Here is an 18,656-nt window from a genome sequence, read left to right as displayed (position 1 = left end):
ATTTATAAAAGGAGTGAACGTATAATGAGGTTTAAATTAATTGATGGAAAAATGGTTCAAGTAGATGAGAAAGTTAAAGTCGAGATTCCAACTTGGACTTTTCCTACTGAGCCTACAGTTCAAAGTAAAAGAAAGATGAAAAACATTCCATTTGCTACTTTGAATAAACCAATCAGCAAAGGTTTCTATGCTAAAAGTTCTTTGGTGGCTGGATTAGGAAGTTTTTCAATAGCTGCTATTAATCCTCAAAACGGAATCTTTTGGGAAACTTTTATGATTTATCTATTCCCGTGGATGATTGATATCGCAAACTGTTACTGTATTTTGCGTATCGCACAAGCGTTCTATCAAGAAAATAGAGGTGGCAGTGATAAAGGGACTTCTATAAATGCGGTAGTGACTCATGGGAAATGGTTATTGCTATTCCACTTAATTCCATTCTTTGTCAAATTCATTGATCAATTAGGATTGAAAATGGTTAAAGATTTAGGATAAGAATACAAAAAGGAGTGTAATAAATGACAAATGTAATCACATGGTCGCCGCTACTATTTGCTAATCCTATCAATAAGAACTACAACACTAGAGAAGAATTAGAAGAAATAAGTAAGCAAATTGAGAAGTCTCAGGATGTGGGATTTATAGAAAGCACACAAAACTTTATGACTTTTATATATGACATTAAAGCAAGAGGATTATCCTATGCTCTATACGACAAACCATTTTCACAAGTATTAGCAGATACTTTTACAGAAATTGCTCGTGCGCTAGGAATATTCATTTTAGGTAATGGAGACTTGTTTTTCTTGATGCCAGCTTTGGCTGCAATGCTAGGAACATTTATAATAGGAAGGAATAAATTTACAAAATTTATAATTCCCTTGTGGTTTACGTATTTTTTATCTAGGGTGTTTTTTAGAATGTTGTTGTAGTTGAAAAGCATAAGGTAAACAAAAGACATTTAAAAGGAGAGAGTAATATGGAATATGAATTATTAGCTAAGGTTGGATTTGCTATTAGTCTAATAGTTAAAGGCGGATACGCTTTTGCTGGAAGTTACATTGTTAGAATAGGAATTAAATATGTTGGCGACTATAAAAATGCTATAGCTAATGAAAAAGGAGCGAGATAATGACTTCCTCTCCTATCGTGTGGAGCTTTCCTAACACTAACCAACCAACTAAAGAAATTGAATATCAATATCCAGCTATAATTGAAACTCCAATTGATGATGCACAAGATAATAAAAAGACTATCACATGGAAGTTTCCTAGTTTTCCTAAGAAAGATGAGTACTATCGAATTGAAGCTGTAAGAGAACCTGTTACTACCTTCTGTATCACGCCAAACAACTCACCCGAAGTCAGATATGATAGTGGATATCCTAATCGTTCTCGTAATGGATTTAATGAACACATGAGTAATAATGGTAAAAATAACAGAAATGAAACTGATTTAATACTTAATACAATTCATGGCTTATTTCAAAATTTTTATCCACCAGAACGCATTAGATTCGATAAGGATGAACTTAGAATAAAAATGAATGATGTCGTGTCTTTTAAAGTCGGCATAGAAGATGGAGTTATGAAGTTCTATTTAACAGTCCCTAAGAAGTGGTCAAAGAATTTCATTTCAGCAATTCGTCAGGATTGGGGTCAAGTCGATATCACTGAAGTAGATAATAGAGTTGTAGACTTTGATAGAACTAAAGCACAAGCAATGGAAGTACATCTACGACATCATTACGCTTTATCATTAAAACATGACAAGTTTCAAAATGACTCCTTCCTCTCTTCTATCTCCTCACTGGCTTCTACTATGAGTAAAGGAGATAAGTTGTTAATTGATTACAACATTGAGCCTACAAATGATAGTTGGAAGAACAAAGCTAATAATAAAATGAGATTATTTAAGAGTGGAAAAGTAGCTAGTAGAGACGATACTTTTACGCTAGGTGGAGTACTTGGAAAAGTATTTGATATGTTTAATGTAATATTAGATGAATTTGTTTTAGCTATTGAGGAAATTATGGGTGCAGAAAAGGAGAAAGGAAAAGCTAAAAAAGAGGAGCAACTATTCGATTTAAGATATAGCGATGAAAAATTACATGCTAACTCTAAAGGATATAAAGTTCAAATTCGTGTTATTGGTCAATCAGAAGATGAGAAAAAAGTTAAACATGCTTTTAGAAACCTAGAAACTTCTTATGGTCTGCTTGATGGAGATAACAAATATACTGTTACAAATGTTAAATCAAAGAAAAGAATCGAGAAGTTAATTAACGCTGTTGAGAAGAATGAACCGCTTTTAGGTAAGACCACTGATGTTTATTTTGAGAAGGAACTAAAAAATATTATTAAGTTGCCATCAAAAGAGACATTAAAAGAATACAATAAGGTGATTATACAGGACAGTTTCACACGAACAGAAATTGATGATGACTTTTTCAGAGATGAAGATGGTGCTATTCCATTTGGCTATACACTAGATAAAGAGCCTAAGAAGCTATTCATGGGAGGATACAAACGTGGAGATTGGTCTGAAAAAGGACGATATGTAAAGGACAAACAAGCATTAGATGATAAATCTACTTCTGTGTTGTGCTTTGGAGGAATGGGATCGGGGAAAACTAGCTTGAGTGAGAACCAAGCATTATATACATTTGGTGCTCATCTTACAGATAAAGAACAATGGAAGCGTGAGTCTAAATCTGTGGTAGTTTTCGATGTTGCAGATGGAGCAATGATTAAAAATATATATAATCATGTTCCAGATTGGCAAAAGGATAGAGTAATCGTGTTAAACCATAGTAATTTTAAGAATCCGATTGCTGTTAACAATGCCGATTTAGCTGAATTCAATACTGAAGTAATGCAAGATGATGACTATTCTTACACATTAGCTGAAATGGAATCCAAGTTGGTGTTAGAGATTTTGGGAAGTGATAAGACTATTTCGATGGATCGCTGGTTCACCTCTTCTCTTCAAGCTGTGAAGGCTGTCAATAAAGATTGGGGATATATAGAAGCTATGAGAGTGTTAACCGATGACGATTTTCGACAGGAGGAGGTTCTACCCCATCTTACGAATAAACGGCTTCAACTTGAATTAAAAAGTTACAACCAACTTGCTATGAATGGCTCAGCTAAATCAATAATTGAAACAATACAAAATCGTTTTAGTCAATTGGAAAGAGATCAAAAATTATGGGATTGTATTGCTCAAAAACCTATCAGGAATGAAGATGGAAAAGTTAAATTAAACTTCCGTCAGATGATGGATGGAGACGAAGACGGAGCTTATATGATACTGATTTATATACCAAAATCAGGTGTTTCGCAAATGTACAGGAAGTTTATATTCGCTCATTATTTCACTAAAGTATGGAATGTTTTGTTGTCAAGAGAAGTAGGATTTGGTGGGCGTGAATATCGTCCTGAGACATTAATTATTGTAGATGAAGTGCATCAAATAATTGATATTCCTATTATTGGTAAGTTATTTATTGATATATTTAAAGAAAATAGGAAGTATTCAGGTAAATTTTTCATGAGTTTGCACGGATGGTCTTCCCTTGCTAAAGCTGGGCGAGGATTAGAAGGAGACATAAAACAGTCTATTCTTGATAACGGGGCAAATTTAATATTTCTTCGTGGAGGGGCTGACGCTTTTAAATCGCTGAATAGCTTCTTGTATCCTATGACTCCAGAGGACTTTGATAATTTAATGAACATGGACTATTGTGGAATATTTGCAATCCGATGGAAGAATAAAAATCATGTGCTCCAGGCACGAATGCTTACAAGTGTAGACAATAAGGATTCAGATTTCACTAGATACCGCAATGTTGACTCAGATTTTCTTACAGAATACTGCTCTCCTTACGGGTTGAATAGAGAAGAAGTGAGAGATGATAATTTGAATAGAAGCTACAAGATGATTGAGCAAAGCATTATGAGTGGATTTGAGCAAGGCAAAGTTGGTGATGACACTTGGAGCGAAATCGAGAACATTGGTATGAAAGAACCGAGGTCAAAAAAATAACTGCTGATTGGGTTAAATTAAATTGTAAACTTACTGAACGAGAACAAGAATTATTACAATTGGTGTATGATAGGAAATTAGTTAGACGTGATCATTTAGAAACCATCAGTCCCTCTTATCGCAAATTAGGAGTAAGTAAAACAAGGTTATTGAATAGAGCGATTAAAAAACTGTACAAAAATATGGTGTTGGATAAAGCCCATGAGAAACAGGATATAGGAAAAGGAAATAATCCATGCATTGTTGCAATTGATAGAGCAGGTAGTTTGATGTTAGGAGTGACACATAAAAGGAGAATCATTCACAAAGCATCTAAACATAAGGGAAAGGAGTACATTTCTAGATATCTTCCCTCCAATGTTCAGCATATAAATGGAGTAAATCAAATTGAGGTAGAAACTATAATATTCTGTGAGGAAAATGAATATGAAATACTAGAGTGGCAATTGGAACAATCAAGAGTGTTTAATTACAATGATGAGAAGATTATATTGATACCTGATGTGTTAATGATTTTGGATATCAAGGGGAAACGATTGGCAGTATTCATTGAATATGATACAGGATCAGAGGGGCTGAGAGAAAAGAAACCTAAAATTGTTAAGGAAAAGTTGATTAAGTATAAACGCTATCGGTCATCAAATTTATGGGAAAATGAAGAATGGCAGAAACATTTTGAGGCTAAGGTGTTCCCTTTGCTATTATTTGTTACATCTGATTACAAAAGAGTAGAGTATTGGAACAAAACGAGTAAGGAACTGGGAGTTAAAAGTGTTGCTATGTATATAGACAAATATGTTGATGTGTTGAGCAAATTAGTCGAGGTTGTAGGTAGATGAAAACAAGAAAAATCCCCTAGACAAATGGATTGCTCCAAATGAATAGGGGATTTTTTCATTTATTATTAGCTAACTATTTCGCCAAATTGTTCTTCATAATCTTCTTTATACATCCATTTGAACCCATATGATGTTTTTCTTTTTCCTTTGCAGCAAGTTGATATATGTTTTGAACTTATACTATTACCTCTTCCTGCTTCACATGTGGAATCCCATACAGCAACAAACTCATTGGATGTTGTCAATTGAACCACACTTCTTTTTGGGATGAGAGAACTGTTTGCTTTTGCTATCTCAACATTATAGCCACAAATATTCATCTCAGCCCCTCTCTTTAAATAATTCGTTATAGCATTTCTACTTATACCAAAGTGTTCAGAAATTTTTAATGTGCTTTTCTCTTGTGTGTTCCAATAGTTACATACTTCCACAAGAAGTGACTTAGATGACTTTAGAAAGACCTCTTCCCAGCAAATATTTGAAATATCTATAATTTTATTTAAGCCACTTTGCAATATTCTAGTAGTGTACACCTCTAGAGATGTATCACTAGCATCAATTTCTATATAATTTGAGATGTTGTTGTTGATTGCTATCTCTCTTTTATATTTGTCATTTTCTTGCTCTTCTTCTAGGGTTCTGCCGCCCATACTTTCAAACCCGCCTTCTTTGTGTTGTTCTCCATGAGTTTCGATTATTGTATCATAATCAAACAGGTAAAAATCGTATCTCTTCCCTTCAGACCATTTAAAACTCATTTCTTTTTTGAATGAAATTTTTAAAGTTTTCAGTGTGTTGTAAATAACTTTTTCAGGAAATGACATCCCATCTGAACAAGACTGGCATCTTAATCCATTGCTCACCGAGTTAGGAGATTTATTTATTATAATAGTATTGCATTCAAGGCATTTCCAATCTACCTTTTCATTGCTCATTTGAGTATATTTATAGCCATCTTGTGGATTGGCTAGCAATGAAGCTAATTGAGGATTAGTAGTCCACATATCATTGTAACCTATAAGAATCTTTTTTCCATTACAATATGGACAACCTGAACCACTGCTTCTACTATTTATGCTCACTTTCCATCTATGACTCTCACATTTAGAACAAATCCAGTACACTTCTCTTGTCATACCCTTAGTCATCTCATAAACGTCATACCCAATTTCACTATTCTTCTCAAAATCCCATTCCCAAAATAGTTCAGGTCTCACTTTTAGCATAGCATTATCTTTTAATACTTTACTTTCATCGAGTACTCTACCATTTCCATTAACATTACACATATACAATTCCTCCGTTAGATGTTTTTGTAGAACACAAAAAAGACCACGCATAGTTGCGTAGCCTGAATGTTTTTATATTTAATTCGTTATTTTATAAGTTTATTTTTGATGTGAAAGTTGTCACTGGATTTTCTAATATTAGAAATCTGCCTATTTGAACATCCTATTTACTTACACTATAAGGAGTATTCAAATAGGCAGAAATATTAGTTGATCTCCGAGAAAGGTAATTGGTCTAATATATAGGATTCGAATTCCTCTTGTTCAATTTGCTTAACTGGCTTATCTTTAGCAGCCTCTTTTAAAACTTTTAGGTTTTCAACGTTATGGATATCAATCAAGTTGTGGTTTAATGTCCCGATATTGCTTAAATATGACTCGCTCGCTCTTGATATTTGTTTAGGATTTCTTATAAAAGGATTTAGAAGTAAAGATTTTTGCTGTCTATTCTTTGCGTTGTCTAATACTCTATCTTGCACTCCGTTATTTACAATTCTTTTAGTTGAGGTTAATTTAAATTCTTCTAGTGAAGATTCCTGTTCCTTTAATAGTCTATTATGGTTAATGTGTATCTTGTGTGCTTTATATGAACGTTTAATGTTTAATTCGCTGAATAACCTTTTAGATAGCTCTTTATAATATTTTTTAATTAAGCCTTTGAGATACACTTCTTGGACAGATTTACACTCGTACTCATCAAGGATTTCGCCTTCAATTTCAAGTATTAGCTTTACTTCTTTATCCGAAGCCTCTCTTACTGTTGTAGTTGGTTTGACACTTCTCTCAATAAAGATGTCTCTTTCAGCATCATACTCCATTAAATCTGATGCTTTTGCAAATCCAGTAGGGGTAGTTTGAATATTGGTTTCCACAAAGACAACCATTACCACAATCTCATGTGTTATCATTTTCTTATTCTCTAATTTTCTTAGTAAAGTTTGAAGATGTCCTTTAAATGAAGCATTTGTCGCATCATACCAGTCAGCAATATGACTCAAATCCATTTCTAACAAGCTAGAGAGCAGTTCTTTATTAGAAAAATATTCATAATAGTTGCTATTAATCATACACAAATCACGTAGAAGACTACTGTTAGACTTAATCATTTTATTTCCATTACTAAGGAGTAGGTCAATCAATAGCATTTCTAGTTCATTTGAGAATGGAAGATGGTCTCTTGATCCTCCAACTTTTACAGATTCTTTGATAGGGTTAATGTGCAATTTTTCAATTACAAATGAATGTCCCTTCTTTGAATACTCTACAAATCGCTCAATCTCTTTTAGTTGGGAAACTTTTGAGTCCCCACTTGTTTTTGCTTTTATCTCTAAAGCTTCGCATAACGCCTTATAATTTTTATAAATGTCTCCAACTTTAATATTTTCGATGTTCATTACGAATTCCTCCATTTGATATTTTAATAGTTTACTTATGATATTGTTTTTTGAATTCTTCGATTGCAGCTAGTAGCTCATCTGACTCATTGAATATAAAAATATTCTTAATTGAGTTAGGTTTGTTTGATTTATCTAATCGCTTGAGGACAAATTTCCTCATCATCAAATAGCCTGCAAGTGTTTGTGAAAATACAATATAGTCTTTTTTCATCTCGTTTTCTCCTTCATTAGATATTTTTGCAAAACAAAAAGACCTCACAAATAAATGTGAAGTCTCTTCTCATATGTATAAAAAGAGAGCCACAAAATCGTAGCTCTCTAAATATGCTCTCATCTTATTAAATTTCATAACACATATTTGATATTTCCATACTAAATCATCTGAATAATATCAAATACTTAACAAAATAATCGAATAAAAACCATCTTTTATTCAGTAATTAACTCTTCAGCTTCAAGCTCTCTTAAAACTTCAGCTACTTGAGGCTTGATAACATTTGGTACTTGTGCAAAGGTTTTATATCCTTTAACAATTAATGTTGCATATACTACTGCCATTTGTTCCACCTCCCTAAAAATTAATCTAATAACTAAAAAAGTGAAGTTTAGTCGATTAATTAGATTTTTCATCTAAAATCGCCTGAACTTCACTTCTGATTACTGTTGGAACTTCCTCTATAGTTTTGAGTCCTTTTTGAATCAATGTAGCGTAAATCCTTGCCATATTATTTTCCTCCTAAAACAATTTCGTATAGTTCAGTTAGTCCGACCATTGTATTTGCATTCTCTTGTTCGAGTTTTATATTAGTCTCAAACATTTCTGTCATTGCTATCATATTAGAAAGGTTTTCTTTTTCTAGTTCCGCAATGCGTTTCTCTTCCTTCGTAGGAATTTTAAATTTCCTTTCCATCAAGCAATCCCTCCCAATATTCTAGTAACTGCATCATTTTCTCCACCACTTGTTGACGCTCTACTCAATTCTAATCGTAATTTAATTGGTGCTTCTGTATCTAGTTGCTTCGTAAATTGATATTCACTATCGACTAACTCTGCATCTGCTAGCACGTCATTTACATATGTTTGAACGGTAGTTGCTCCTATTTTCTTGACGAATGCACCTACAAAATCTGTGGAAGGTAAGTCGTAAACGGCTTTAGCTGTCAAAGTTGGTGTTTCAAAAGGTTCTTGCCATGTTCCGTAGAAGCCTACTTTATTAACTTCTTTATTATTGTATATAAATAGAGGGTCGGTAAAATCAAGTCTTGAATCATACAACGCACTGGGACTTCCAATAGAGGGGCTACTAGCTTTGCTACTCGTTATATCTTTTATGTCCCCCCATATATCATCCTTATTAGTTACACTACGAATGTTTCTAGTAGATGAACTAATTGCTGAAATACCTTCAAACACAACAGTAATTTCATTTTTTGAATTTGCAGTTATACTTGGACTATGACTTGATGTTGAAGCGGAAGTGAGTTTAACCATAGAAGACCACGACACGCCACCATCATCCGAAAAAGATATCATGATATTATCATTATACTTGTGAGTTACATCTCGACCAATCCACACAACCCAAATTCGACCATTCGCTAATCCGTTTACGCTTTTCGGTACAAACATTATAGAAGGAGTAGCTTGAGCGTATCCTCCACCTGCGTATATGAACTCATTAGAAATCCAATCAGCTCCATTTTTATAAAAACATTGTACTCTGTTTTGCGTAGAGAGCGACTGTATATAGACAATTACAGGATCGTTTTTATGGTCAAGAGCAAGCGAAGGAGATATATAGTCTGTGCCTGTTGTTTGTGATTTTGTCATTTGTTCCACAGCAGACCACGTAACACTACCATCTACTTGACTAATTACACCTTTTGCATATCTGATATTGAAACTGTTAGGATATGTTGCATTTTTACTCGACCATGCCGCGTGTAGTTCTGTTCCTTCTGAATTGATGGTTAGGGATACGTTGCCTATTTCCGTTTGAGCACTATCTAGATTTGCAGCGGCGATTGACGTTCCATCTTCTTTATATCCTTGAAGGTTTAAGTATTTACTCGAATTATTGATAGTCGCTAATACATAAATGAACGCACCATTCGTTTCTATAGCTACATCGTATAAATTAGTCCAAGAAGTATTTGATTTGAAAAGTTCTTTCGTAGTCCAATTATCAGTAGTTTTATAAATGTGATACCCAGTTGGGAGTTTTACAACTGCATACTGATTACCACTCTTCAACCGAACCAACTTACGTCCACCATTACCACTAGTATCGTAAGCACTTGCAACTACTGTAGTGTCTGTTTTTGTGACTGTATTGTACGTTGCATTAATCATAAGCATCTTACCGTCACGAATAACGATATTTTGACTATTCGCTTCATCTAGCGTCATGTTGATAATGTTGCCGTTCATATCGTGAGCGATTACTGTACCACCATCTATACGGTCGGAAGCATCTTGTAAGAGTTTCAGATACGATACTTCTCGCATTAAACCAGTAGATTGTTTATACAACGAATTTATTTGGCGAACTAATTCTGTTGTGTCGCCACCAGTTGGTTTAGCATTTACTTCATTTATCGCTTTTACTAAATCCGTAGTATTAACGGTCTCAAGGGCACTCATATCTCCAATATTGTCCAATAAAATTCCTGTTTTATTGTCTACATAAGTTTCTGTTGCAAGTCCTGTGATAGCACCTGTTGCTCCGTTTACACTTGTAATTGTGTTCTTTTGAGCGCCAGTTTCGATACCATTTAATTTTGTTTTATCTGCCGATGTCATTAATCCGTTTGCAGATGTGGTAGCTGCGGATGTGGACGCTTTGTCATTCCAATTAGATATTTGGGTATCTGTTACAAAGCGATTACTTGCATCCTGCGTAATGATGGAAGGGGGGTGATTTGCAGGGTGTGTGTAGTTATTTGCATTAGTGGCTATACCTGATAATTTAGTTTTTTCAGCATCTGTCATAAACCTATTAGTAGCATCCTGTACAATGATACTTGGAGGGTGTGTAGCTGGATGGGAATAATTATTTGCATTTGTCGCTATACCATTCAATTTGGTTTTTTCTGCTGTTGTGTAGTCTTCAGCGGAAAGTCCTTTGCCATCAATTTTATCAACTTTCATTGCAAGCTTAGAATTCGAATCTGTAACTGTTTCCAATCCAGTAATTGATCCTACTTGTCCGTTTACACTAGTTACTGATCCTACTGTTGTTCCCTTATATTTAAGCTGTCCTGCATCGTCTGTTAAATCATCTAGTACAGTTTTATTGGTATGAGTTGTGACATTGCCTATCTGATCAGGCAAGAAGCCATCAACCATTCTGATTGAGTCACCTAAATCAAGTGTTACATTGCCGTTCACATCGGGGAATATGTCATTCACGCTAACCACACTACCTGTACCATCAACTCCCCGCTGAGCTACTAATCTCCACCAAGTATTTTCCGTTGATGGTAATGTGGGAAGGGGATTCACTTGAGTATCTAATAGCGCTATCCAAGTAGACCCATTATCTAAAACCAAATTATTTTTCTTGTATGCTTTTCCCAGTACGAACAATCCTGCTGAGCCTGTGTTATTGGCAATTGCTTGAGCATTAGTTGCAGAATCATTTGCGTTTTTAGTAGCGTTTACTGCATTTGTAGTAGCTATTATGACTTCATCTCTAGCTTCGTTGGCTGAATTAGCGGCTTTGTTGGCATTTGTAGTAGCGGTTTCAGTTAATTGTTTTGCTGCTAGTGCATCAGTGGTAGCTTTGTTAGCATTTGTAGTAGCGGTTTCAGTGGCTAAGGTGGCTTGATTGGCATTGTTTTTAGCAATATTGGCGCCGTTTGTTGCTGCGATTGCGTCTGTTTTTGCTTGATTCGCTCCTGTAGTAGCAGTTTCTGCTAAGGCAGTTGCTATATTAGCTTTGTTAGTTGCTACGTTAGCTGCGTCTTTGGCTACATTCGCTTCTTGCTTAGCGATGTTTGCGGAGTCAGTTGCTTGTTTTGCTAATACAGTTTGCTCTGTTGCACTTGTGGTAGCAATTTCAGCTAGTTGTGCTTTTTCGTTAGCGTTTCTAGCAGCCTCATTTGCTAATGTCGCATTTTCAGTGGCTAGGTTCACAGCAGATGTTGCATCTAAAATAGCTTGATTAGCAGAAACTACAGCACTGTTTGCACTATCTATTGCTTGATTAGCATTATCTACCACAGCTCCGATGTTTTCTAGTGTGTCTTCGACTCTAATGATCATCTCTTGAAGAACACCGTATTCTTCTGTCGCTCCGATGGCATCACGGATATCTGCCACAATGTTTATTTTAAAAGGTAAGATTGAAACTCTTGTAGAATCAGAGAAAATAGTAAGAGCTGTCTGAGCAAATCCTGATTTAGCCATCTCATTCCCTAAGTATTCATAGCGAATTTGCTGATTGATGCCGCTTCCTTCAATATGAGCTTTCCCTATGACAACGTTTCCGTCTTTTCTTTCGGTTGTAACCTCTGCGCTCGTGAAACTAGACAAATCATATGGTCTACCATTGTTAAAGATTTTGAATATTAATGTAGCTGTATCATTTTGTACAAAAGTAGGAACTACCGCTGTGAATTTTCTTTTAATATCTACATTTAGTATATATTCATTTTTAAACATTCGCTCACTCCTTTATTTAATTCCATGAAAAAAGAGACATGCATTTGCACATCTCCAAGTTAATTATTTTAAATTTTCCCACTTGCCCAGAATCCTAGAACAGTAGCAAGTATCCCAGCTAAAACTTGAGCAATGGACACTATAAATTGTTTTTTAGAATCGCTTCTTTTATCAGAGTTAATAAACTCATCAATTTTTTTGTGCTGTTCACTAATCTTTTTATCAATTTGACCATTCTGTGTAGTAATCATTCCAACAAACTCCTTCATCATACCTCTCATATCATTTACGGCTTCTTTGACGTATTGCATGGACAAGTTAACTTCATTAGTCACTCGTGTGGTTTGATTGAGTTTTTCTTCTAGTTCTTTTAGTTCTTCTTTAGTGTTAAGTTTGTTGTCCTTAAATTCTTTCTGCAATTGACGTATTTGCTCTGCTAAAACGGCATTAGTTGGCTCATTCATCTGATAACACTTCCTTGCTAGTCCATAGGCTCATTACTGCAATACCACTATAAACAATGAAACCAGTAGTGAGGGAGATATGTCCCGCAGAGATTAAAAATCCCGTAGCAATAACTATCCAAAAAACAGTAGACATCACAAGTCCAACCCACCTTATACGTTTATGCTGCAACACAATTCCAACTATCTTTACTAGGGCACAGGCTAAAGCAATTACTCCTAACAGCCATTCGTATGAAGCAATCTCGCCAATAATCATCCAATTGCTACTTGTTTCAAAAAGATTTGGCGATGTGAAAAGTACATAAGCCCATCCAAGTGATATATAAGTTAAGACTATCTCAACCACTGTAACAGGCTTTAATTTTCTTTCTTCCATCATTTAATTCACCTCTAAATTTGAGTAAGCAACCAGATGAGATAGACAATATATCACCCAGATGCTTCATTTAAATCATGTAGTGCTAATATTTGTTCTAGTTGTTCACAGATATTGTCATATATCAAAGCTTCATTTTGATTCAATTCGACTTCTTCATTTAGAAATAATTGAGCAACTGTCAACATCATATCTACTGTGGCTTCATTTATTTCTAGAACTACTTCTTCGTTGCACAAAGTTTCATATTCTCTGTAATAGTCATCTTTAGTTTGCATGTCTAGCTGAATGCTTTTCTTTTCATTATCTGCATAAACTAATTGACCACTCTCATCATGTAAAGCGTATTCACTAACCAATGCTTCATTAGCTTCGTTTAAATCATTCATATAATTTTGTAATACTTTGAATAGACGAGTTCTCATACGTGACTTTTTCCCGCCTAATTTCATTTCATAGAGGATGTAAGCGAATGTCTCTAGTTCGTAATTCTTGATTTTTAAATTCAAATGAAAATCTCCTTTTATCCGATTTATTTTTATAGTTTATTTATAAAATTCTCCTGCTTGCTTCAGTAATGATTTTGAAGGTGTTTCATATTTAATGTAACCACTCATTTTAGTAACCCACATTCCTCCGCCTACATCGTATTGACCACCGTGCAATTCACGATAACCGTAAACTCGATATTCTTCTGATGGATTTAGAACACGTTCCATTGTTAATTTTCCATTTACATCTTTCCATAGATTAATCGGTTTTAGAATAGTTAGCTTGCCAATCTGACCTTTTTTGAATTCTGTTTTGCCCCACATTAGTTTTGTAGGAGTAGGATTGTAGACTGAGCCCACTTGATTTAAAAAAGCTTTGAGTTTTGCTATTGTATTTGCACCTGCTATTCCATCAGCAGCTAAACCATTTTTTTGCTGGAAACTTTTTATTGTCTTTGTAGTCGACTCACCTGAGATACCGTCCTCAGTTAATTTATAGCCACTCTTGTTTAAAAGCTGCTGAACTGCCAACACTTCCTCGTCGAACATATAAAGAAGGGGGTCTACCGCAGTGTTTGCAGTGTAGAGTCTGTTTCCACCTTTATGAATCTCAAAATGAAGATGCTTGCTTGTTGAACTTCCTGTATTTCCTTTAATACCAATCTGTTGTCCTTGTATAACCGTTTGTCCAGTTCTAACTTTTAAAGAACTTAGATGTGCATATATCGTTGTATACATCTGCCCTCGGATATTGTGACTAAGAATAATAAAGTTTCCAAATCCGCCTAATGATCCTTCGTGAATGGTACGGATAACAGTTCCACTTGCTGATGCACGAATTGCATCATCTGAATGACCACTAAAATCAATTCCGTAGTGCATTTTACCTTTGACTCCTGTTATGGGATGTGTTCTAGCTCCAAAGTGACTGGTATATGGAGCTGTATTTGGTTTAATAAAATCAGCCAATATTAACTCTCCCTTCAATGCTTACTCTTGTTTTATTAACTGTTTCTACTATAGCTTTATTAGTTTCGAGCATTTTTCTTACTTCAATTAGTGCTTCATCAACCAACTTAGAAAAGGTTTCAAAACTCATGAAGTAGGCAATCCATCGGAATTTTGTCAGAAAAGCATCATAAACTAATCGCAATTTTAATTGCCCAGTCTTTTCTCCCAATGTTTTCTCAGCTTCCAAGCACGCATAAATCAACCATTGTTTAATTTGTTCAATCTGTTTTTTACTTGGCTTCTTCACAAAATAAAAAATTCCAGTTCCCAAGAGAGAAACTAGAGCAAGAACTGCAACAATAACTTGCCAATATTCAATTATTAAACTCATTGATATCATCTCCTATTTCACTTGTTGTAACTCCGTATTGATTTTCCAATTTGATTGTGTTTTCTTTTCTAGCCTTCCAATAATAAAAACTTGTGCCAACAGAAATTTCTGTAAATAAACCACCAAGTAAAGTATTCAAACTAGATGAATCACCTACGTAGTTTCCTGTAATCATTAGATAGATCATTGCCATTGCGAACAAAATAATAATTATCGCAATAAAAAAAGTCACATATAAAATTTTCTTAGAAAATTCCATAGGCTCTTTATTTGTTTTAGTCACTGAAGAACCCCCTCCTAGAAAATATTCTTTAACCTAATAACTTATTTATATTGCAATAAATCAATCAACTATTTTTGCCTCTTCTTTCCATGATGCAAGATTATTCTTCTGAAAACCACCATTTCCTACAGCGATAAATTGAGTTAGCTGATTGTTCAGTTTCGTTTCAAATTCTAATGAGTTAAAACCTTCAATGGAAGCTTTAATTTCGTCCCCATTGTTGAGTTTAAAAATTATATTCATTTAAATTCCTCCTAGTAGTTTTACTTTACGGCAAAGTGTTGGTTTACCCATGCAACTATGTCATATTTTTGTTTTGCGCTATACGTTGATATAGAATTTATATTGTAGTCTACTATCTCAATTTTTTGATTTCTGTCTAACATTAAAGATATTAGAATTTTTGGCATTGCTGTTCCTCCTATTATTTAGCCACAAAGTTTAATCTGACCCAATCATAGATTGAGTTGGCTTTTGTATTTATCGCACTATTCATTTCAGAAGTGGTGACACGTCCACTTACTTGACTGTTTACATAGGTTGTTGTTGCGTAGTTATATAATTGACTTCCCACCCATTGTTGTGTGGCGACCAAGTATCCGCCAGAATACAGAGTTGTTGCTTTTAAAGTTGAGTTGACTGTAACTTCTGTGTTAAATTGGGATACGCCACCTTCAACTCGGAAACCGCTACCGGCAACCAATGGAGAATAGGGCACATAAACACCATAATACCCGCTTGCTCTTAGTGATAAAGAATTACTAGATTGAATAGCCATTCCTGCCGAGTCGCTTGAACTTAAAACGTGTGCTCCATATGTGGATGTGAGTGTCATGGTTGACCCAGTACCATAGCCAACCGTGAAAGATGAGCCTCTAAACTGATCCGCATTGATTGTTCCTGTATATAATCCTCCAAACGTACCCGTAGCTCCATTTAAAGCTCCACTAAAGCTACCACTAGCAGCGTTTAAAGTACCGCTAAAGCTTCCTGTAGCTGCATTTAGGCTACCTGAAAAAGTTCCAGTTGCAGCTTGAAGTGAGCCTGAAAATGTTCCACTCGTTGCATTAATGTGACCATTTATTGTTGCAGAAGTAGCTGTTAGATTTCCGTTTGTATCTACATAAAAGGTTCTAGTTCCTCCTGAATTGTAGGCACTGATTCCTAAACCGTTAAATGCAACCCCGCTATTAGTAGTAGCACTAGTTCTAATATCTAAAGCTCCACCTTGAATGTATAGTCCACGATAATCCATTCGTGCAAACTTAGATGGACTACCTGTAACTGTTGCTGTTATACCTTCACCATTTAGAGTTAAGTTGGTAGGAAGGGGAGCTGTCAATCTTAAATCAGCTCGAACTCCATTAGCTTCTTGCAATTTATCTTTGATGCTCTGATTAAGTTGGTTTTCAGTCAATCCACCGACAATTTCAAGAGAACCGCTGTCAATTCTCATACCGTATTTGTTGTCTGCGTATTTGCCAATTGCTACTTTTACATTCCCGTTTTGGTCAAATATTTCTTGAAGCGATCCAGATAATCGAATGACGCCATTGTCATCTTCAATTATCATTCTATTAGACATCACTAATTTACCAATGAGACGATCTGCAATTATTCCGTCAGCAGTTATAGCGTGTTTCCATGTATTCATTCCGTCGTTTGAAATAGCTAACATTCCACTTTGAATTACTAGCACATCTAAAGGATTTTCAGGGGACTTAATTACAATTCCACGCTCTCCAATTATGATGTCCTGCTTATATCCAGCAACAATGTTATTCTTTACAGCATCCCAATTGCTATTGAGCAGTTGACTTACTAAGTTGTTCGCCTCTTCAATCATGTCCCATTTGTATTTATCCATGTTGACAATAGTAGAAGTATTAGAAGCGCTGTACAGCTTTGCTAAAAGTCTAGCATCGCTATCTCTGATTTCTTTCTCGTTTGCAATTGTTAAATTGATTTTATTGTCATCAAAAATATGAGATATTCCTATTATTTTTGCTGTAATTAATAGTCTGAGCTGCTTGGATTCTAATGCTACTGTGTCACCTAATCCTAATTTGTCCCAATCATTTTGTGCCTCAACAACAGACAAGAAGTTCGCTAAATCTAAAGTTAAATTCACTTTAGGTTCACGCATGGCAATGAAGGCTTCAATTCCTTCTTTTAATAAATCTTCATCGTCAATAATAGTGTCATTGGTGTATTCTTCTGTGATTACATATGACTCATTTAGCTCCAGCAATTGATCTCTGGTTAGATATGTCTCCATACTTGCTGAAGTTCTAAGTGTAGATAGCTGAGTGTTTAAAGAAGTAATATTACCATTTACAGTATTAATTTCATTTTGCTTAATGGTCATTTGATTTTCTTTTGCAGATATCTTGTTTAAAACTGTTGTATGTTCAGGAGTGCCACTTTTACCTTCTCTGTTAAGGACATCGCTTTCATCTACCAATATTTTTAATTCAGTTTCTAAAACTGATAGCTCTTGAGTTTTCTGCTGTAACTCATCTTGCTTTGTTTTCAACTGAGAAGTAAGTAAATCAAATTGCCCCTGTAGCCCATCTAATGCATTATTATAATCTTCTAAAGCGATACACAGTTCGTCACTCATGTATTTAGATTTTTGAATTACATTTCCATTTTCATCACGTTCAAAAGGATAAGTGTAATAGCTGTAGTCCTCAATGTAATTCATTCCAGTTGGAGTCAATCGTCTTATGCTTAATCCCTCTGAGCCATAAAGCTTTAAACGAGTAGGCATATCATCTGAATTAGAATTGTAATCAAAGGATTCAAGATATTTACCTTCTTTTAATTTAAATCCTTTATTCATTCCTATATTTTGAGGCTTATAAAAGTTTATTTTTAAGTTTATAGTGTCCCAAACAATTAAAGCGTTAAATTTTTCAGCTAAGTCGTAAATAGCTTGAAGTGCATTTTGATTCGGTACTTCAAACTGTCTAGCTTTTAAATCAAAATCAGCGTCAACATATCCTATTGACCAGTTAGTCTCCTTTAAAATATCTGTGGCAATATAAGATAAAGACTTTGATTCAGCTTGATAGTCTCTGATCTTGTGACCTTTTAACATATAACCTGTACTATAGGAAGTATAAGTTGCATATTTGTCGCTATCTGAGCCTACTTTATTTTGTTGGAAATGAACAAAGTATTCTGTGAGATTGTTATAAATAACTTTGATTAGATATCTGTGTCTAATTTCATCTATTAGAGGATTATCCACCAATTGATGCTTTCTCTCAATTTGAGTAGGAACAGTAAAAACAACTTCATTTACTTTCCCTAGATTGATATTTAATTGCACATTGTAAATATCTTTTAGCGGTCTAATTACTTGTTTATTGGGCTTGCATAAATACAACTCTGGTTTAGAAGGTTTTTTGTTAATGTCTATTTGTCCTAAGCGCATCATTTACCTCCTTTCTT

Annotated in this window: 21 protein-coding genes; 5 read left to right on the top strand and 16 right to left on the bottom strand. The window is 34.8% G+C overall.

Annotated features, from left to right (window positions below):
• Positions 1 to 24: 24 nt before the first annotated feature.
• From FS486_RS04100 to FS486_RS04085, 5 genes are read left to right on the top strand one after another with little or no spacing between them, the layout of a single operon-like run.
• Complete coding sequence (locus tag FS486_RS04100) at positions 25 to 495, top strand: hypothetical protein (protein WP_144510018.1); 471 nt, start codon at positions 25 to 27, stop codon at positions 493 to 495.
• Positions 496 to 518: 23 nt separating this feature from the next.
• Positions 519 to 932 (top strand): hypothetical protein, encoded by a 414-nt coding sequence (locus FS486_RS04095; protein ID WP_144510017.1) that lies wholly within the window; start codon positions 519 to 521, stop codon positions 930 to 932.
• Between the two features lie 47 nt (positions 933 to 979).
• Positions 980 to 1,132, top strand: coding sequence for a hypothetical protein (locus FS486_RS20050; RefSeq protein WP_186321355.1), 153 nt, complete (start codon positions 980 to 982; stop codon positions 1,130 to 1,132).
• A gap of 17 nt (positions 1,133 to 1,149) precedes the next feature.
• On the top strand, positions 1,150 to 4,047 hold the full coding sequence (locus tag FS486_RS04090) for a type IV secretory system conjugative DNA transfer family protein (protein ID WP_186321354.1): 2,898 nt from the start codon (positions 1,150 to 1,152) through the stop codon (positions 4,045 to 4,047).
• On the top strand, positions 3,996 to 4,886 hold the full coding sequence (locus FS486_RS04085; protein ID WP_144510014.1) for a replication-relaxation family protein: 891 nt from the start codon (positions 3,996 to 3,998) through the stop codon (positions 4,884 to 4,886). The genes FS486_RS04090 and FS486_RS04085 overlap by 52 nt, the downstream gene beginning before the upstream one ends.
• 65 nt (positions 4,887 to 4,951) lie before the next feature.
• Here FS486_RS04085 and FS486_RS04080 read toward each other — a convergent pair whose 3' ends face one another.
• From FS486_RS04080 to FS486_RS04020, 16 genes are all read right to left on the bottom strand, one after another.
• Positions 4,952 to 6,175: a zinc-ribbon domain-containing protein gene (locus FS486_RS04080; protein ID WP_186321353.1), complete on the bottom strand. Its 1,224-nt coding sequence runs from the start codon at positions 6,173 to 6,175 to the stop codon at positions 4,952 to 4,954.
• 206 nt (positions 6,176 to 6,381) lie between these two features.
• Positions 6,382 to 7,569 carry a hypothetical protein gene (locus FS486_RS04075; RefSeq protein WP_144510011.1) on the bottom strand — a complete coding sequence of 396 codons (1,188 nt, stop codon included), beginning with the start codon at positions 7,567 to 7,569 and terminating at the stop codon, positions 6,382 to 6,384.
• Between the two features lie 31 nt (positions 7,570 to 7,600).
• Positions 7,601 to 7,783, bottom strand: coding sequence for a DUF5659 domain-containing protein (locus tag FS486_RS04070; RefSeq protein ID WP_144510009.1), 183 nt, complete (start codon positions 7,781 to 7,783; stop codon positions 7,601 to 7,603).
• A 218-nt stretch (positions 7,784 to 8,001) separates the two neighbouring features.
• Positions 8,002 to 8,130 (bottom strand): CD1375 family protein, encoded by a 129-nt coding sequence (locus FS486_RS20395; RefSeq protein WP_260858010.1) that lies wholly within the window; start codon positions 8,128 to 8,130, stop codon positions 8,002 to 8,004.
• A gap of 55 nt (positions 8,131 to 8,185) precedes the next feature.
• Entirely contained in the window at positions 8,186 to 8,296 is a 111-nt protein-coding gene (locus FS486_RS20265; protein ID WP_222122574.1) for a CD1375 family protein, read from the bottom strand.
• 1 nt (position 8,297) lies between these two features.
• Positions 8,298 to 8,483, bottom strand: coding sequence for a hypothetical protein (locus FS486_RS04065; RefSeq protein ID WP_144510007.1), 186 nt, complete (start codon positions 8,481 to 8,483; stop codon positions 8,298 to 8,300).
• Positions 8,483 to 12,238, bottom strand: a complete 3,756-nt coding sequence (locus tag FS486_RS04060) for a BppU family phage baseplate upper protein (protein WP_144510005.1) — start codon at positions 12,236 to 12,238, stop codon at positions 8,483 to 8,485. Before FS486_RS04060 ends, FS486_RS04065 begins: the two co-directional genes overlap by 1 nt.
• Before the next feature lie 68 nt (positions 12,239 to 12,306).
• The gene (locus FS486_RS04055; RefSeq protein WP_144510004.1) at positions 12,307 to 12,702 is read right to left on the bottom strand and encodes a hypothetical protein; all 396 of its coding nucleotides are present in this window, start codon (positions 12,700 to 12,702) and stop codon (positions 12,307 to 12,309) included.
• Positions 12,695 to 13,084, bottom strand: coding sequence for a hypothetical protein (locus FS486_RS04050; protein ID WP_144510002.1), 390 nt, complete (start codon positions 13,082 to 13,084; stop codon positions 12,695 to 12,697). Before FS486_RS04050 ends, FS486_RS04055 begins: the two co-directional genes overlap by 8 nt.
• A gap of 50 nt (positions 13,085 to 13,134) precedes the next feature.
• A complete protein-coding gene (locus FS486_RS04045) occupies positions 13,135 to 13,590 on the bottom strand; it encodes a DUF1617 family protein (protein WP_186321352.1) in 456 nt (151 codons plus the stop codon).
• Positions 13,591 to 13,626: 36 nt separating this feature from the next.
• The gene (locus tag FS486_RS04040) at positions 13,627 to 14,541 is read right to left on the bottom strand and encodes a peptidoglycan DD-metalloendopeptidase family protein (RefSeq protein WP_144509999.1); all 915 of its coding nucleotides are present in this window, start codon (positions 14,539 to 14,541) and stop codon (positions 13,627 to 13,629) included.
• Positions 14,534 to 14,914: a hypothetical protein gene (locus FS486_RS04035; RefSeq protein WP_144509997.1), complete on the bottom strand. Its 381-nt coding sequence runs from the start codon at positions 14,912 to 14,914 to the stop codon at positions 14,534 to 14,536. The genes FS486_RS04040 and FS486_RS04035 overlap by 8 nt, the downstream gene beginning before the upstream one ends.
• Complete coding sequence (locus FS486_RS04030; protein ID WP_144509996.1) at positions 14,898 to 15,197, bottom strand: hypothetical protein; 300 nt, start codon at positions 15,195 to 15,197, stop codon at positions 14,898 to 14,900. The genes FS486_RS04035 and FS486_RS04030 overlap by 17 nt, the downstream gene beginning before the upstream one ends.
• A gap of 60 nt (positions 15,198 to 15,257) precedes the next feature.
• The gene (locus FS486_RS04025; protein ID WP_144509994.1) at positions 15,258 to 15,440 is read right to left on the bottom strand and encodes a hypothetical protein; all 183 of its coding nucleotides are present in this window, start codon (positions 15,438 to 15,440) and stop codon (positions 15,258 to 15,260) included.
• Positions 15,441 to 15,460: 20 nt separating this feature from the next.
• Complete coding sequence (locus tag FS486_RS20045) at positions 15,461 to 15,607, bottom strand: hypothetical protein (protein WP_186321351.1); 147 nt, start codon at positions 15,605 to 15,607, stop codon at positions 15,461 to 15,463.
• A gap of 14 nt (positions 15,608 to 15,621) precedes the next feature.
• Positions 15,622 to 18,639, bottom strand: coding sequence for a phage tail protein (locus FS486_RS04020; protein WP_186321350.1), 3,018 nt, complete (start codon positions 18,637 to 18,639; stop codon positions 15,622 to 15,624).
• Positions 18,640 to 18,656 lie beyond the last annotated feature (17 nt).

The sequence above is a fragment of the Bacillus sp. FJAT-22090 genome (genome assembly GCF_007676755.1).
Taxonomy (GTDB): domain Bacteria; phylum Bacillota; class Bacilli; order Bacillales_A; family Planococcaceae; genus Psychrobacillus.
This window is presented reverse-complemented; position numbering and strand designations above follow the sequence as displayed.

Bases quoted from the DNA above. Each gene is read 5' to 3' on its own strand.
- FS486_RS04100 (WP_144510018.1), top strand. From the start codon at position 25: ATGAGGTTTAAATTAATTGATGGAAAAATGGTTCAAGTAGATGAGAAA.
- FS486_RS04095 (WP_144510017.1), top strand. From the start codon at position 519: ATGACAAATGTAATCACATGGTCGCCGCTACTATTTGCTAATCCTATC.
- FS486_RS20050 (WP_186321355.1), top strand. From the start codon at position 980: ATGGAATATGAATTATTAGCTAAGGTTGGATTTGCTATTAGTCTAATA.
- FS486_RS04080 (WP_186321353.1), bottom strand. From the start codon at position 6,175: ATGTGTAATGTTAATGGAAATGGTAGAGTACTCGATGAAAGTAAAGTA.
- FS486_RS04075 (WP_144510011.1), bottom strand. From the start codon at position 7,569: ATGAACATCGAAAATATTAAAGTTGGAGACATTTATAAAAATTATAAG.
- FS486_RS04070 (WP_144510009.1), bottom strand. From the start codon at position 7,783: ATGAAAAAAGACTATATTGTATTTTCACAAACACTTGCAGGCTATTTG.
- FS486_RS20395 (WP_260858010.1), bottom strand. From the start codon at position 8,130: ATGGCAGTAGTATATGCAACATTAATTGTTAAAGGATATAAAACCTTT.
- FS486_RS20265 (WP_222122574.1), bottom strand. From the start codon at position 8,296: ATGGCAAGGATTTACGCTACATTGATTCAAAAAGGACTCAAAACTATA.
- FS486_RS04065 (WP_144510007.1), bottom strand. From the start codon at position 8,483: ATGGAAAGGAAATTTAAAATTCCTACGAAGGAAGAGAAACGCATTGCG.
- FS486_RS04060 (WP_144510005.1), bottom strand. From the start codon at position 12,238: ATGTTTAAAAATGAATATATACTAAATGTAGATATTAAAAGAAAATTC.
- FS486_RS04055 (WP_144510004.1), bottom strand. From the start codon at position 12,702: ATGAATGAGCCAACTAATGCCGTTTTAGCAGAGCAAATACGTCAATTG.
- FS486_RS04050 (WP_144510002.1), bottom strand. From the start codon at position 13,084: ATGATGGAAGAAAGAAAATTAAAGCCTGTTACAGTGGTTGAGATAGTC.
- FS486_RS04035 (WP_144509997.1), bottom strand. From the start codon at position 14,914: ATGAGTTTAATAATTGAATATTGGCAAGTTATTGTTGCAGTTCTTGCT.
- FS486_RS04025 (WP_144509994.1), bottom strand. From the start codon at position 15,440: ATGAATATAATTTTTAAACTCAACAATGGGGACGAAATTAAAGCTTCC.
- FS486_RS20045 (WP_186321351.1), bottom strand. From the start codon at position 15,607: ATGCCAAAAATTCTAATATCTTTAATGTTAGACAGAAATCAAAAAATT.
- FS486_RS04020 (WP_186321350.1), bottom strand. From the start codon at position 18,639: ATGCGCTTAGGACAAATAGACATTAACAAAAAACCTTCTAAACCAGAG.